Source organism: Histophilus somni 2336 (assembly GCF_000019405.1).
GTDB classification, from domain to species: Bacteria; Pseudomonadota; Gammaproteobacteria; order Enterobacterales; family Pasteurellaceae; genus Histophilus; species Histophilus somni.
In genome coordinates, this window is record NC_010519.1 from 133,884 (window position 1) to 147,741 (window position 13,858).

Here is a 13,858-nt window from a genome sequence, read left to right on the forward strand (position 1 = left end):
TTTCAATTTCTACAAACTTTCACTTGCCATTCGGCATTGTCATTTTATTTAAAAAAGGAAACATTATGAAAATAACCTATATTTTTTCATCAGTTAAAAAAGGATTTACTCTCATAGAACTGATGATTGTTATTGCTATTGTGGCAATTCTTGCAACCATTGCAATTCCGTCATACCAAAATTATACAAAAAAAGCTGCAATTACAGAGCTATTGCAAGCTTCAGCTCCTTATCGTGCAGAAGTTGAGCTATGCGTGTATAACAATGATGCACCGACAAATTGTAATGCTGGAACAAATGGAATTCAAGCGGCAATCAATACACCAAAAGGTAAAGTAAAATCAGTTAGCGTGCAAGGTGGAGCCATTACTGTTACAGGGAATGGAAATCTTAAAGATATTACTTATACCTTAACACCAACAGGCGATGCTTCAACCGGCGTTACTTGGAGTGCAAATTGCAATAATAAGGCGGATCTATTTCCTGCCGGATTTTGCTCTTCTACGTCTACAAACTCTCCTTAAACCATTAATTACGGTGGGTTGTCTCACCGTTTCATATTAATTGCACTATAAAAAGAATTTTTTTGCAAAAATATTGCATATTTATTCAAACAGTGATAATGTTTGCGTAAATCAATTAATAACCAAAACGAGATCTTTTATTCAAATGACAATTAGTGTTAAAAATTTAAATTTTTTTTATGGTGCATCACAGGCACTGTTTGATATTAATCTCACAGCTGAAGATGGTGATACCGTTGTTTTATTGGGACCAAGTGGTGCAGGGAAAAGCACCTTGATTAGAACGTTAAACCTACTTGAAGTTCCAACATCTGGAGAATTGAGTATTGCCAATAATAAATTCGATCTCTCGCAAGATATTGCCAACCCAAAGCAAATGCGTCAATTGCGTCAAGATGTAGGTATGGTATTTCAACAATACAATTTATGGCCTCATTTGACTGTAATGGAAAATCTTATTGAGGCACCGATTAAAGTTTTAGGGATAGCGAAAGAAAAAGCCAAAGAACAAGCTATTGAATTATTAAAACGATTACGCTTGGAAGAATTCGCTGAAAGGTTTCCACTGCACTTATCAGGAGGACAGCAACAGCGTGTTGCTATTGCTCGTGCATTAATGATGAAGCCGCAAGTTTTATTATTTGATGAACCGACAGCGGCATTAGATCCTGAAATTACAGCTCAGATTGTATCAATCATTCAAGAGTTACAGGAAATGGGCATTACACAAGTTATTGTAACGCATGAAGTTGCGGTGGCAAAAAAGGTTGCAACCAAAGTTGTCTATATGGAACAAGGTCGCATCGTTGAAATGGGGGATTCCAGCTGTTTTGAACAACCCTCAACAGAGCAATTTAAACAATATTTATCTCACTCACACTAATATTTAAGGAGCTTATTATGAAAAAATTACTTTTAGCAACAATGTTGGCTGGTGCTACGATTGGTGCAAATGCACAAGATATTACTTTTGCTATGGAACCAAGTTATCCACCATTTGAATTAACTAATGAAAAAGGTGAAATTATTGGTTTTGACGTTGATATTGCTAATGCGATTTGTAAAGAAATTCAAGCTAATTGTAGCTTCAAAGCCCAAGCGTTTGATGCGTTAATTCCAAGTTTAATTAAAGGTCGCGGTGGGTTTGATGCGGCAATTTCAGCGATTGATATTACGGAAGCTCGTGCAAAACAAGTAGCATTTACCGATTCTTATTATGAAAGTTCTGCCAGTTTTATTGCATTAAAAGGGAAAGCGGATTTAACGACGGCAAAAGTGGTTGGTGTACAAAACGGTACAACGTATCAGCAATATGCGAATAAAGAAGCGAAGCAATATCAATCTAAATCTTATGCTAGCTTACAAGATGCAATTTTGGATTTAAAAAATGGTCGTATTGATCTCATTTTTGGTGATACGGATGTATTAAGAGATATGTTTGATAAAAATCCGGAATTGCAGTTTGTGGGCGAGCGTGTAACGGATAAACGTTATTTCAATAACGGCTTGGGAATTGCGGTAAATAAAAAGAATACCGCACTTGTTGAGCAATTAAATAAAGGTATTTCGGCAATCAAAGCAAACGGCGAATATCAAAAAATTTATGATAAATGGATGACTAAATAATTTTATGTTTATTGATTATTTACCTTTAATGTATACCGCAACCCTGATGACCTTAGGGTTGGCGGTTTGTTCTTTATTACTCGGATTGGCATTATCTATTTTCTTTGTAGTATTAGAAACACACAAATGGGCATGTATTCGTAAACCGACAGCCACTATTGTGACATTATTACGAGGGTTACCTGAAATTCTTGTGGTTTTTCTAATTTATTTTGGCGTACCTGAAATACTGGAATGGGTAATCGGAGAATATGTAGAGTTTGGTGCCTTTGGTTGTGGCGTGGTTGCACTGTCTATTATTTTTGCTTCTTATGCTTCTCAATCTTTGCGTGGAGCAATTCAGGCTATACCTTTAGGACAGTGGGAATCCGGTGCAGCATTAGGTTTGAGTCGTAGTTATACGTTTATTTTTCTTATTATGCCGCAAGTTTGGCGACACGCTTTACCGGGATTGAGTAATCAATGGTTAGTGTTATTAAAAGATACCGCACTTGTGTCGTTAATCGGTGTGCATGACTTAATGCGTCAAGCTGAATTAATCAACACCAATACTCACCAACCTTTTACTTGGTATGGATTTGCAGCATTGCTTTATTTGTTGATTACGCTATTTAGTCAATTTATTATTCGTAAACTTGAGCGGCGAGTCACACGCTTTGAACGTGCTACAAATTAAAGGATGAAAAATGATTAAAGATTATTTTTTAACAATTGCACAAGGAATTCCAACAAGCTTGATTCTTACTATAGTTGCCTTGTTGGTAGCATTTTTTCTTGCTTTGACATTAACTTTTGCTCTTTCTATGGAAAAAAAATGGTTAAGTCTTCCAATTAATCTTTTTCTCACAATTTTTACCGGTACACCATTACTGGTGCAATTTTTCTTAATCTATGCAGGACCGGGACAATTTTCTTGGATTGTAAATAGTTTTTTATGGCCTTTATTATCAAGTGCGTGGTTTTGTGCAATACTTACATTAGCTTTAAATAGTACAGCGTATTCAACTCAGCTTTTTTATGGTGCGGTAAAAGCGATTTCTAAAGGACAATGGGAAAGCTGTGTTGCACTAGGTTTGAGCCGTTGGCAAACTTTGAAAATTCTTGTTCCTTACGCATTAAAAAGAGCATTACCTTCATATAGCAATGAAATAATTCTTGTTTTTAAAGGTACATCACTTGCTTCAATTATCACTATTTTGGATATTATGGGGTATGCAAGACAACTTTATGGTACTGAATATGATGCACTGACAATTTATGGTATCGCAGGCGTAATCTATCTCATTATTACAGGTATTGCTACTTTATTATTACGCAGATTGGAGCGTAAGGTGCTTGTATTTGAGCGTTTAGAAACGGAGCGAGTGTAAATACACAATAACAAATACCGAAAAGTGATCTGTGCCTTAATTTATCGTTTATGAGTTATCTATTTAAGATTTAAGGAACAGATCAATATCGGTAATCACCAATTGCTATTTCGTATGAAGTTTTGCCAATCCGATATCACAACTTTTGATTTGTATATCATGCTCCATGGCGAGAATTTGTTGCTTACTTTGTTTTAATTTACTTTTTATTTTTGCCAGTTGAACATGTGTTCCCGGCTGTTTTTCTGCCTCAGCAATTAGATTTTCTGTTTCTTTAAATAATTTTTGGCACTGCTCAGGCAGAGTGTTTGCTTGGACATGAGTTGTTGTTATAGTTGCAAATACGCTAGCTAAAATAATCATTACTGATCTTGGTTTTAGCATTATATTCATTGATAACCTCTTGAAATTTTTTCAGAAAACCTTCGGAAACTATCAAAAAAAGACTGACATGTCTAGTTATTTATTGCTTCATATTTTTTTGTAAATTTTTACTATTTGGAATAAATGTTAAAAATTGTGAATATTCTATAATGTTTGATGTATATCAATATATAAGAAAGTGTTAAAGAAATGTTATTTGATTTAGATCTAAAAATGTGATCTTTATAACACTTTTATTGTTTTTTATTCTTACTTTTAGTAGTAAAATTAATACCGTTTTTGGGTTATCCACATGACATTTAATGGTGAACTGTGAAACTTATGTAAATTTTATGTTGTATGTTCATTTAAATGAATGTTTATGAGGATAGTTCAGTAAATCTACTTGAGGTTTCAACTTGAGTATTTGAGGGGTGGTTACATAGTAATCATTGTGAAAAACTTGTAGCATTGCACAAGGAGTTGGAGATGTTGGACGTTGTTGAACTCTCTAGATTGCAGTTTGCGTTAACTGCGTTGTATCACTTTTTGTTTGTACCGCTAACATTGGGTTTGTCATTTATCCTTGTGATTATGGAAACTTTATATGTTGCAACAGGCAAAGAAGTGTATAAAGATATGACCAAATTCTGGGGTAAATTGTTTGGTATTAATTTTGCCTTAGGCGTGACAACTGGGATTACAATGGAATTCCAATTTGGTACTAACTGGTCATACTATTCTCATTATGTTGGTGATATTTTTGGGGCACCGCTCGCTATTGAAGCATTACTTGCATTTTTCTTAGAATCAACATTTGTTGGTTTGTTTTTCTTTGGATGGGATCGTTTATCAAAAGCTAAACATTTATTAACTACATATTGTGTAGCATTTGGTTCTAACTTTTCGGCCATGTGGATTTTAGTTGCCAATGGCTGGATGCAAAATCCGGTAGCGTCTGAGTTTAATTTTGAAACAATGCGTATGGAAATGACCAGTTTTATGGATCTTTGGTTAAACCCTGTTGCACAAAGTAAATTCTTGCATACATTGTCTGCGGGTTATGTGACTAGTGCATGTTTTGTTTTAGCTATTAGTTCATATTACCTCCTAAAAAGACGTGATGTCGGATTCGCAAAACGCTCTTTCTCTATTGCATCAGTTTTCGGTATCATTGCAACTGTTTCAGTATTGATCATGGGTGATGAATCTGGTTACGAAATTGGTCAAACCCAACCTGTAAAATTAGCTGCTATGGAAGGTGAATGGCATACTCAACCGGCTCCTGCGTCTTGGAATATGATTGTTGTACCTAATCAGGCAGAGCAAAAAAATGATTTTGCTTTACAAATTCCTTATGCTGCGGGGATTATTGTTACTCGCTCATTAGACAAACAATTTACAGGACTAGTTGATCTACAAGCTCTTAATGAGCAACGAGTTCGTAACGGTATGGTTGCCTATGGTTTACTACAACAATTGAAGGCTGAGAAAAAGGCCAACGGTCAGGTTAATGAAGAAACTAAAGCACAATTTAACGCAGTTAAAGATGACTTAGGATTTGGTCTATTACTCAAGCGTTATACTGATGCGGTCGTAGATGCAACTGATGAGCAAGTTAAGCAAGCAGCTGCTGATACTATCCCAAATGTAGGACCAACGTTTTGGTCATTCCGTATAATGATGCTTGCCGGTGGTTTAATTCTAGTTCTGATGATTGCTGCATTCGTACAAAATATGCGTAAAACAGTAGGGCGTAGTCCACTTTTATTAAAAGCTTTATTATGGGGGCTTCCACTTCCATGGATTGCTATGGAAAGTGGTTGGTTCTTAGCTGAATATGGACGTCAACCTTGGGCTATTTATGATGTACTACCGGTTGGTGTGGCTGCGTCAAATTTAACAACAGCTGATCTTTGGTTATCTATTGGACTGATTTGTGCCCTCTATACAATCTTCCTAGTAGTAGAAATGTATTTGATGTTTAAATATGGTCGCTTGGGTCCGAGTTCGTTAAAAACCGGTCGTTATTATTTTGAACAATTATCTAAATAAGCAGGAGTCTAACCATGATTGATTATGAATTTCTACGTTTTATTTGGTGGATTTTAGTCGGGGTACTGCTTATTGGATTTGCAGTAACAGACGGATTTGATATGGGAGTTCTTAGCTTATTACCTTTCGCAGGCAAAAAAGAAGTTGAGAAACGTATAATGATCAATTCTATCGCACCACATTGGGATGGAAACCAAGTTTGGTTATTGACTGCAGGCGGTGCAATGTTTGCTGCTTGGCCGATAGTTTATGCAGCCTCTTTCTCCGGCTTTTATGTTGCGATGATTTTAGTTTTAGCCGCACTATTTTTCCGTCCTGTCGGGCTAGAGTATCGTGCTAAAATTGATAATCCAACTTGGCGTAAATTTTGGGATTGGGGATTATTTGCTGGTGGTTTTGTCCCATCATTGGTATTCGGTGTTGCATTCGGTAATTTATTGCAAGGTGTTCCATTTGAATTTAATGATTTGATGCAAGTAACTTATACAGGTTCTTTCTTTGAATTATTAAATCCTTTTGCGATTCTTTGTGGTTTAATCAGTTTTTCTATGTTAACCACACAAGGTGCTGCTTGGTTACAAATGAAAACAACATCAGAACTGCGTGAGCGTGCTCGTGTAATAACACAAGTAGGTGCTTTTGTTACATTGTTGACGTTTATTTTGGCTGGTGTTTGGTTATATTTCAAAGAAGGCTTTATTGTAACAAGTGTCCTTGATCATAATGCACCATCTGACCCAACTGTTAAAACAGTTGCAGTTGAAGTGGGAGCTTGGTTTAAGAATTATTTTGATGCACCTGTGTTGTTTATTCTTCCAGCATTAGCAGTGGGTGGTGCGTTGTTAAATATTTTGGCATCAAAAGCCAACCGTTCAGGATTTGCATTTTTCTTCTCGTCTATCACGATGGCAGGAATTATATTAACCTGCGGTGTTGCCATGTTCCCATTTGTGATGCCTTCTATTTCTCATCCGAATATGAGTTTATTAATGTGGGATTCAACATCAAGTGAATTAACATTAACACTAATGCTTGGTTTTGCACTGTTCTTTGTTGTTATTTTACTGAGCTACACCATTTGGGCTTATGCGAAGATGTTTGGTCGCTTAGATGCTGACTTCATTGAAGAAAACAAAAACTCATTATACTAGTAAGGAGATAAGATTATGTTTTATGTGTTATGGGTAGTGGGTGTTTTGTTCGCTGTTATGCTAAGTGCAATCATTACTATCAGTCTTGAGAAAACGGGTAAACTTGACGAATAAGGAGTTTTCTTTATCGACTGAAAAATAAGGGCTTCTAAAGAGCCCTTTTATTTTTTCTTTTGTGTAAATTTTTCATGATCAAAAGTAAAAGTATTTTTAACTAAGCACTGGGTTTATTTTAAGGTGCGATGTATAGTCTAAAAAAATATTTTTCTTTTCATTGTATTTATTCTTGCTAATATATTTGACTGAATCTAGAATACTTGGTTCATTTTTCATATAGAAATGAGAAAATAAAAGACTTTGTGAGGGAGAGTAATATGCCTGTTTTTAAATTGCCTGTTCGTGTGTATTACGAAGATACCGATGCCGGAGGTGTTGTTTATCATGCCCGTTATCTCCATTTTTTTGAACGGGCGAGAACAGAATACTTGCGAACGTTGAATTTTTCTCAGCAAAACTTATTGAATGAGCGAAAAGTTGCTTTTGTTGTGAAATCAATGCAGATTGACTACTGTGTTCCTGCAAAATTAGATGACCTATTAATTGTGGAAACTTATGTTGTAGCTATCAAGGGAGCAAGTATAGTTTTTTCACAAATATTGAAACGAGATGATGAGATCATTTCACAAGCTGTGGTGAAAGTTGCGTCAGTGGATCTTGTGAAAATGAGACCTGTGGCTATACCTCAAGAAATAAAAGCAGAAATTAAACTAAATGATAACATTTTCGGAGTTATGTCATGACCGCTGAATTAGATTTTTTAGAATTATTTTTAAAGGCTAGTATTGTTGTACAAATTGTCATTGTCATATTAATATCTTTTTCGATTATATCTTGGGCGATTATTATCCAACGTAGTCGCATTTTAACTCGAGCATTAAAGGACAGCACACTTTTTGAAGAACGGTTTTGGTCTGGAGAAGATTTGTATAAATTATATGATGGACTTTCTAATCGTCGTAATGGTCTAAATAGCAGTGAGCGAATTTTTTATGTTGGATTTAAGGAGTTTAATCGTCTGAAACAAGCTAATCCGGATGCCCCTGAAGCCATTATTCAAGGCAGTTCTAGAGCAATGAATTTAACAATGAATCGTGAAGTGGAAGATTTGGAAACACGAGTTCCGTTTTTGGCAACTGTTGCGTCTATTAGTCCATATATCGGCTTATTTGGTACAGTATGGGGAATTATGCATGCTTTTATGGCATTAAGTGGTGCCAAACAAGCAACATTACAGATGGTTGCCCCGGGGATTGCTGAGGCTTTAATTGCAACGGCTATTGGTTTATTTGCTGCTATTCCAGCTGTAATGGCTTACAATCGTTTAAGTCTACGTGTGAATAAATTAGAGCAAAATTATGCTAACTTCATTGATGAATTTACGACAATTTTACATCGTCAAGCATTTGGTAAAAATCATTAAATGTATCAAAATTCTCCGTACTGACGGATAAAGTGCGGTTCTTTTTTCATAAGTTTAGAGGCTATCTATGTCTTATCGTCGAAAACGTCGAGATATTAAGTCAGAAATTAATATTATTCCTTTTTTGGATGTCTTATTGGTTTTATTGCTCATTTTTATGGCAACAGCACCGATTATTAGTCAGAGTGTTCAAGTTGAACTTCCCGAAGCTGTAGAAAGCCAAAATGTATCTAAAGAAGATAAAACGCCTGTTATTTTGGAGGTTTCAGGTATTGGACAGTATGCACTTTCCATTGGTGGGGAGCGAACTGAGGGGATAACAGAAGAATTAGTAACTCAACTTTCTAAGCAAGAATTTGACAAAGATAATAACACGTTATTTTTGGTTGGAGGGGCTAAAGATGTTCCGTATGAGGAGGTAATCAAAGCTTTGAATTTACTTCATGTCGCGGGAATAAAATCTGTTGGATTGATGACTAATCCTCTTTAAATATAAGTAGGTAACACAGTGTGTAATCATCGACAAAAAAATGAGCTTGGTGCCATTCTGCTATCAATTTTTCTGCATATTTTGTTATTAAGTTTGCTGGTATTAGGATCTAACTATAATAATGTTGAAATCATGGGAGGTGGAGAAGGTGATGGTGAAGTAATGTCTGCTGTTATGGTTGATACGGGAACCATTGCAAAAGAGTGGGGACGTTTACAGGAAAAGAAAAAAAGCAATCCGGATAAACAAGAAACCTTTGTTGAAGCAACGCAAGAAGACGAGTTAATGGAGAATGTTGATGTATTTGAAGAAAAAATAAGAGAAGATGAAGATGTACAGAAAAGACTTGCAGAGCAAAAAATAAAAGAAGAAAAAATTCAGCAAGAGCGTTTAGCAAAGCAATTGGAAGAAGATAATGCCAAGAAAGAGACTGTTGCAAAGTTGAAAGCAGAGGCTGAAGAAATGCGTTTACAGGCATTGGCAAAAAAAATTGAAGAAGAGAAAAAGGTTAGAGACGCTGAGGAAAAACAAAAAGTAGAGAAGTTAGCGAAAGAGAGAGCAGAGAAGTTAGCAAAAGAGAAAGCGGATAGATTAGCCAAACAAAAGGCACTTAAGGAAGCAAAAATAAAAGCGGAAAAAGCGGCTAAAGCAAAAGCGGAATTAGCTCAACGCAAAGCGGAACAAGCGGCGTTAGATGATTTTTTCAATGGAGGTGATATTGCAGGAAGTAGCAAAAATGGTGGAAATATGACGATGAAAGGTTCTCAAGGAGTGGGGGCTGGTTTTGAAAACGGCAAAGGCGGAAGAACTGGAGAGCAATATGCTGCTCAAATTAAGAGAGAAATTCAGCGTCGCTTTCTAAAAGAACCTAGGTTTGCTAATAAAGTTTGTGTTATTGAGGTTGAATTAGCAAGAGATGGAACGATCACTAACTTTAGAAAATTATCTGGCTCAGATGATATTTGTACTGCGGGGTTATCAGCGGTATCTAGAACGAAAAAGGTACCGGAGGCACCAACTGATGAGATTTATAGAAAATATAAGAAATTTCCACTCGAATTTAGATTGAAATAATTAAAGAAACTAAAAGGTAAAATTTATATGAAATTTTCTGCATATTTAACTACATTATTCATAGTGCTTTTTAGTTTGTTCATACAAACCGTACAAGCTGAAAGTGAGGTAAGAATTGTCATTGATGAAGGGGTTGATAGTGCTCGGCCTATTGCGATAATTCCATTTAAATGGAATGGTAGTGACTCTATGCCGATAGATGTAGCTGATATCATTTCTGCAGATTTACGCAACAGTGGTAAATTTAATCCTATTGCAGTCAGTAAAATGCCTCAAAAACCGACATCAGCAAGTGAGGTGATTTCCGATGTTTGGTCTTCTTTAGGCATTGATGCAGTAGTTGTTGGACAAGTTACACCCAATGAAAAAGGATATAGTATCGCATATCAATTAGTAGACACTATCGGTGCTTCAGGAAACTCGGGAGAGGTACTAAGTCAAAATCAGTATGCTGTACCGAAAAATGCTATTCGTTTAGGTGCTCATACCATCAGTGATGAAGTTTTTGAAAAGCTGACTGCAATTCGTGGTGCATTTAGAACTAAAATTGCATACGTTGTACAAAAGAACGGTGGCTCAAAACCTTATCAAGTTCGTATTGCAGATTATGATGGACATAATCAATTTATTGTTTATAGTAGTTCGCAACCATTGATGTCTCCCGCTTGGTCGCCTGATGGTAGTAAATTGGCTTATGTATCTTTTGAAAATCGTAAATCTCAATTAATTGTACATGATTTACAGTCTGGAGCTCGTCGGGTTATTGCTGCATTCCCTGGGCATAATGGAGCTCCGGCATTTTCTCCTGATGGTTCAAAAATAGCATTTGCTTCATCAAAAGATGGTGTACTAAATATTTATGTCATGAATTTAGGAAACGGGACTATTTCTCAGTTGACTAGCGGTGCAGGCAACAATACGGAACCTTCTTGGTCACCGGATGGGCAATCTATAATTTTTACTTCGGACAGAGCCGGCGGACCTCAAATTTATCAGATGGATGTAGTTGGTAATGGTGTATCATTAGTTTCTGCTGGTCGAGGGTATAGTGGAAAAATCTCTGCAGATGGTAGTATATTAGTGATGATTTATGGCGATAATATTGTTAAAAAAGACCTGGCGACAGGTGTGACGGAAATGTTAAGCTCTACTTTCTTAGATGAAAGCCCAAGTATTTCACCCAATGGAATTATGATTATTTATAGTTCTACACAAGGTCTAGGAAAGGTGCTACAATTGGTTTCCGCTGACGGTCGTTTTAAAGCACGTCTACCAAGTAGTGACGGTCAGATTAAATTTCCAGCTTGGTCACCATATTTAAATAAAAACTAGGAGAGGTTAATGAAAAACTTTGCAAAATTATTAGTAGTAGCGGGTTCAGTGGCAGTATTGGCAGCCTGTAGCTCATCTGATAACGCATCTAAAACAAATGCTCAAATGTTTGGCGGTTATTCTGTAACTGACTTACAACAACGTTATAATACAGTATATTTTGAATTTGATAGTTATGATGTGCAGGGCGAATACGCTCAAATCTTAGATGCACACTCTGCATACTTAAAGTCAACACCAGCTTCTAAAGTTCTTGTTGAAGGTCATGCTGATGAACGTGGTACTCCGGAGTATAACATGGCATTAGGTTTACGTCGTGCTGATGCAGTAAAAAACTTTTTATTAAATAAGGGTGTTCAAGCTAGTCAACTTTCAACCCTTTCTTATGGTGAAGAGAAACCGGCAGAGTTAGGTCATAATGAAGCTGCATATTCTAAGAACCGTCGTGCTGTATTTGCATACTAATTTCTTAAGCCGGGTATGATGCCCGGTTTTTTATTGCATTTTTTCAGTAAATTTTGAATTTAAGTAGGTATATTTGTTTTAAATGCCTCTTTTCTGCCGACTATTCGTTCAAATAAACAAAAAATAAAAAAATTTTATTGATTATTAAAATAAAAACAGTAATATATCCGCTCGTTACAAACAATGAGGGTCGTTAGCTCAGTCGGTAGAGCAGCGGACTTTTAATCCGTTGGTCGAAGGTTCGAATCCTTCACGACCCACCATTTTATTTGTAATATCCCAATTTATGGGTCGTTAGCTCAGTCGGTAGAGCAGCGGACTTTTAATCCGTTGGTCGAAGGTTCGAATCCTTCACGACCCACCATTTTATTTATAATATCCCAATTTGTGGGTCGTTAGCTCAGTTGGTAGAGCAGCGGACTTTTAATCCGTTGGTCGAAGGTTCGAATCCTTCACGACCCACCAGTCATGTTTAAAGATTCATTCATAAAAATATTGGTTATTCTTATTTATCGTGTCTTTTCTGTTTGTTTCTCTTAAGAGGACATATACTCAAAATTAGTCACTTTTCTTTTTACTAAATTCTATTTTTGCGATCTGTATCGTAATTTTTTTTAATTATTTTTACCCATTTTTCTAGATGAGTTAAAGTGCGGTCAAAAATAGGAAAAAAAATGAAAGCATTAAAGGGGTTTACTCTATTAGAAATATTGATTGTTTTACTGATTATCAGTATGACAGTAACATTTTCTTTTCCCATGTGGCAAACAGCAAATACAAAAATGATTTTAGAAAAAGAGCAAAATAAACTCTATATTTTCATAAGGGAGCTACAAGCTCGAGTTGAAAATTCTAATGATATTTGGTTTTTAATTGCTAATCGTGATTTAGTGAGTAAGCGTTGGTGCCTGGTTGCACAACCAAAAAACACAGATATATGTGATTGTTTAAATCCTCGCAGCTGTAATAGAAATATTCCGATGAAATTTTATTATCCTTATTTTGCAGATAAAACCATGTTAATCAGCAAAGTTTATTATCCTAGAGAAATGACTAGATTAAATGGTACAAGGAATACAAGTACGACGACTTGTTTTGTGTTGCAATCTGATCAGCAAAGAACAGTATTTTCGTTTTTTAATGTAGGATCTTTAAAACTTAAAGGTTACCAATCGTTAAGTGCTTGCGTGAATGATCATTAGTAAGGGGGAACATTGATTATTTATCGTGGACAAACTTTATTAAGTGTAATGATAGCGTTGAGCTTATCAATGATGTTATTAATGAGTGTTAGTGCATTTTATAGTTATAGTCAGCAACAAAATAAACAGATACTTTTGCATCTCTATTTACAATCAGAATTGCAACGAACTATCCAACTTTTGGGTAAGGATATTCGCCGTAGTGGATTTAGGGCTATTAGTGATAAATTGGTTCGGAGTAATTTCGATTTATTTGCACAAGATAAAAGCGGAAAGAGTATTGTAGTCGCTCAAGCTGATAATGAACCCCCGAATAGTTGCGTTCTTTTTATTTATGATCTTGATGCTACCGGCTGTGTAGGTACGACATATCGTAATAATGTTTGTGTAAGGAATAAACAAAATACAGCTCGTGAAATTGAGCGAGAGTTATTTGGTTATCGCTTAAATAAACAAATGATAGAGACAAGATTAACTTATAAAAATTCAATTAGCGCGAATTGTAATCAAAAACAATGCCAAAGCTATTTACAACAACCTGCATGTAATAGCGGAGGATGGGTCGATTTATTAGATGAAAATGACATAGCCATAACTGCATTAAAATTTAATTGGATTGCTGATTACAATGGATTGGAAGTTTATCTAAAAGGGCATCTAAAGCGAAATAAACAAGTCGAATATGAGACTTCAGCCATTATTCCTTTGCTTAATCAAAAGAGATAA

General features: G+C 35.8%; 17 protein-coding genes and 3 tRNA genes. 19 read left to right on the plus strand and 1 reads right to left on the minus strand.

Going from position 1 to position 13,858, the window contains the following annotated elements:
• Positions 1-65 precede the first annotated feature (65 nt).
• From ppdD to artM, 5 genes are all read left to right on the plus strand, one after another.
• Positions 66-524, plus strand: coding sequence for a prepilin peptidase-dependent pilin (gene ppdD / locus HSM_RS00615; protein WP_012340401.1), 459 nt, complete (start codon positions 66-68; stop codon positions 522-524).
• Positions 525-669: 145 nt separating this feature from the next.
• The gene (artP, locus tag HSM_RS00620; protein ID WP_012340409.1) at positions 670-1,407 is read left to right on the plus strand and encodes an arginine ABC transporter ATP-binding protein ArtP; all 738 of its coding nucleotides are present in this window, start codon (positions 670-672) and stop codon (positions 1,405-1,407) included.
• A 17-nt stretch (positions 1,408-1,424) separates the two neighbouring features.
• Positions 1,425-2,150: a transporter substrate-binding domain-containing protein gene (locus HSM_RS00625; RefSeq protein WP_012340415.1), complete on the plus strand. Its 726-nt coding sequence runs from the start codon at positions 1,425-1,427 to the stop codon at positions 2,148-2,150.
• 4 nt (positions 2,151-2,154) lie between these two features.
• Positions 2,155-2,826: an arginine ABC transporter permease ArtQ gene (gene artQ / locus HSM_RS00630; protein ID WP_011608407.1), complete on the plus strand. Its 672-nt coding sequence runs from the start codon at positions 2,155-2,157 to the stop codon at positions 2,824-2,826.
• A gap of 10 nt (positions 2,827-2,836) precedes the next feature.
• The gene (gene artM / locus HSM_RS00635) at positions 2,837-3,520 is read left to right on the plus strand and encodes an arginine ABC transporter permease ArtM (RefSeq protein ID WP_011608408.1); all 684 of its coding nucleotides are present in this window, start codon (positions 2,837-2,839) and stop codon (positions 3,518-3,520) included.
• Between the two features lie 105 nt (positions 3,521-3,625).
• On the opposite strand, the gene HSM_RS00640 is transcribed toward artM, so the two are convergent.
• A complete protein-coding gene (locus HSM_RS00640; RefSeq protein WP_178384284.1) occupies positions 3,626-3,883 on the minus strand; it encodes a DUF5339 domain-containing protein in 258 nt (85 codons plus the stop codon).
• A gap of 489 nt (positions 3,884-4,372) precedes the next feature.
• Between HSM_RS00640 and HSM_RS00645 the strand changes: the two genes are divergently transcribed.
• The 14 genes from HSM_RS00645 to HSM_RS00705 all read left to right on the plus strand — a co-directional run bounded on the left by HSM_RS00645 (position 4,373) and on the right by HSM_RS00705 (position 13,858).
• Positions 4,373-5,938 (plus strand): cytochrome ubiquinol oxidase subunit I, encoded by a 1,566-nt coding sequence (locus tag HSM_RS00645; RefSeq protein ID WP_012340448.1) that lies wholly within the window; start codon positions 4,373-4,375, stop codon positions 5,936-5,938.
• A 14-nt stretch (positions 5,939-5,952) separates the two neighbouring features.
• A complete protein-coding gene (gene cydB, locus HSM_RS00650) occupies positions 5,953-7,089 on the plus strand; it encodes a cytochrome d ubiquinol oxidase subunit II (RefSeq protein ID WP_012340457.1) in 1,137 nt (378 codons plus the stop codon).
• A 15-nt stretch (positions 7,090-7,104) separates the two neighbouring features.
• Complete coding sequence (locus HSM_RS10500) at positions 7,105-7,203, plus strand: cytochrome bd oxidase small subunit, CydX/CbdX family (protein ID WP_075290566.1); 99 nt, start codon at positions 7,105-7,107, stop codon at positions 7,201-7,203.
• Positions 7,204-7,463: 260 nt separating this feature from the next.
• Positions 7,464-7,889 carry a tol-pal system-associated acyl-CoA thioesterase gene (gene ybgC, locus HSM_RS00655; RefSeq protein WP_012340467.1) on the plus strand — a complete coding sequence of 142 codons (426 nt, stop codon included), beginning with the start codon at positions 7,464-7,466 and terminating at the stop codon, positions 7,887-7,889.
• Positions 7,886-8,569: a protein TolQ gene (gene tolQ, locus HSM_RS00660; RefSeq protein ID WP_012340477.1), complete on the plus strand. Its 684-nt coding sequence runs from the start codon at positions 7,886-7,888 to the stop codon at positions 8,567-8,569. The genes ybgC and tolQ overlap by 4 nt, the downstream gene beginning before the upstream one ends.
• Before the next feature lie 67 nt (positions 8,570-8,636).
• Entirely contained in the window at positions 8,637-9,059 is a 423-nt protein-coding gene (gene tolR / locus HSM_RS00665; RefSeq protein WP_011608414.1) for a colicin uptake protein TolR, read from the plus strand.
• A gap of 18 nt (positions 9,060-9,077) precedes the next feature.
• Positions 9,078-10,133 carry a cell envelope integrity protein TolA gene (tolA, locus tag HSM_RS00670; RefSeq protein ID WP_012340495.1) on the plus strand — a complete coding sequence of 352 codons (1,056 nt, stop codon included), beginning with the start codon at positions 9,078-9,080 and terminating at the stop codon, positions 10,131-10,133.
• Positions 10,134-10,160: 27 nt separating this feature from the next.
• The gene (tolB, locus tag HSM_RS00675; protein ID WP_012340504.1) at positions 10,161-11,465 is read left to right on the plus strand and encodes a Tol-Pal system beta propeller repeat protein TolB; all 1,305 of its coding nucleotides are present in this window, start codon (positions 10,161-10,163) and stop codon (positions 11,463-11,465) included.
• Between the two features lie 9 nt (positions 11,466-11,474).
• Positions 11,475-11,930, plus strand: a complete 456-nt coding sequence (pal, locus tag HSM_RS00680; RefSeq protein WP_012340512.1) for a peptidoglycan-associated lipoprotein Pal — start codon at positions 11,475-11,477, stop codon at positions 11,928-11,930.
• 187 nt (positions 11,931-12,117) lie between these two features.
• Positions 12,118-12,193: transfer RNA gene (locus tag HSM_RS00685), tRNA-Lys, on the plus strand.
• Between the two features lie 25 nt (positions 12,194-12,218).
• Positions 12,219-12,294, plus strand: a tRNA-Lys gene (locus HSM_RS00690).
• A gap of 25 nt (positions 12,295-12,319) precedes the next feature.
• Positions 12,320-12,395: transfer RNA gene (locus HSM_RS00695), tRNA-Lys, on the plus strand.
• Between the two features lie 209 nt (positions 12,396-12,604).
• Complete coding sequence (locus tag HSM_RS00700) at positions 12,605-13,132, plus strand: prepilin-type N-terminal cleavage/methylation domain-containing protein (RefSeq protein ID WP_011608418.1); 528 nt, start codon at positions 12,605-12,607, stop codon at positions 13,130-13,132.
• A gap of 48 nt (positions 13,133-13,180) precedes the next feature.
• Positions 13,181-13,858, plus strand: a complete 678-nt coding sequence (locus HSM_RS00705) for a type II secretion system protein J (RefSeq protein ID WP_080514398.1) — start codon at positions 13,181-13,183, stop codon at positions 13,856-13,858.

Bases quoted from the DNA above. Each gene is read 5' to 3' on its own strand.
- ppdD (WP_012340401.1), top strand. From the start codon at position 66: ATGAAAATAACCTATATTTTTTCATCAGTTAAAAAAGGATTTACTCTC.
- artP (WP_012340409.1), top strand. From the start codon at position 670: ATGACAATTAGTGTTAAAAATTTAAATTTTTTTTATGGTGCATCACAG.
- HSM_RS00625 (WP_012340415.1), top strand. From the start codon at position 1,425: ATGAAAAAATTACTTTTAGCAACAATGTTGGCTGGTGCTACGATTGGT.
- artQ (WP_011608407.1), top strand. From the start codon at position 2,155: ATGTTTATTGATTATTTACCTTTAATGTATACCGCAACCCTGATGACC.
- artM (WP_011608408.1), top strand. From the start codon at position 2,837: ATGATTAAAGATTATTTTTTAACAATTGCACAAGGAATTCCAACAAGC.
- HSM_RS00640 (WP_178384284.1), bottom strand. From the start codon at position 3,883: ATGATTATTTTAGCTAGCGTATTTGCAACTATAACAACAACTCATGTC.
- HSM_RS00645 (WP_012340448.1), top strand. From the start codon at position 4,373: ATGTTGGACGTTGTTGAACTCTCTAGATTGCAGTTTGCGTTAACTGCG.
- cydB (WP_012340457.1), top strand. From the start codon at position 5,953: ATGATTGATTATGAATTTCTACGTTTTATTTGGTGGATTTTAGTCGGG.
- HSM_RS10500 (WP_075290566.1), top strand. From the start codon at position 7,105: ATGTTTTATGTGTTATGGGTAGTGGGTGTTTTGTTCGCTGTTATGCTA.
- ybgC (WP_012340467.1), top strand. From the start codon at position 7,464: ATGCCTGTTTTTAAATTGCCTGTTCGTGTGTATTACGAAGATACCGAT.
- tolQ (WP_012340477.1), top strand. From the start codon at position 7,886: ATGACCGCTGAATTAGATTTTTTAGAATTATTTTTAAAGGCTAGTATT.
- tolR (WP_011608414.1), top strand. From the start codon at position 8,637: ATGTCTTATCGTCGAAAACGTCGAGATATTAAGTCAGAAATTAATATT.
- tolB (WP_012340504.1), top strand. From the start codon at position 10,161: ATGAAATTTTCTGCATATTTAACTACATTATTCATAGTGCTTTTTAGT.
- pal (WP_012340512.1), top strand. From the start codon at position 11,475: ATGAAAAACTTTGCAAAATTATTAGTAGTAGCGGGTTCAGTGGCAGTA.
- HSM_RS00700 (WP_011608418.1), top strand. From the start codon at position 12,605: ATGAAAGCATTAAAGGGGTTTACTCTATTAGAAATATTGATTGTTTTA.
- HSM_RS00705 (WP_080514398.1), top strand. From the start codon at position 13,181: ATGATAGCGTTGAGCTTATCAATGATGTTATTAATGAGTGTTAGTGCA.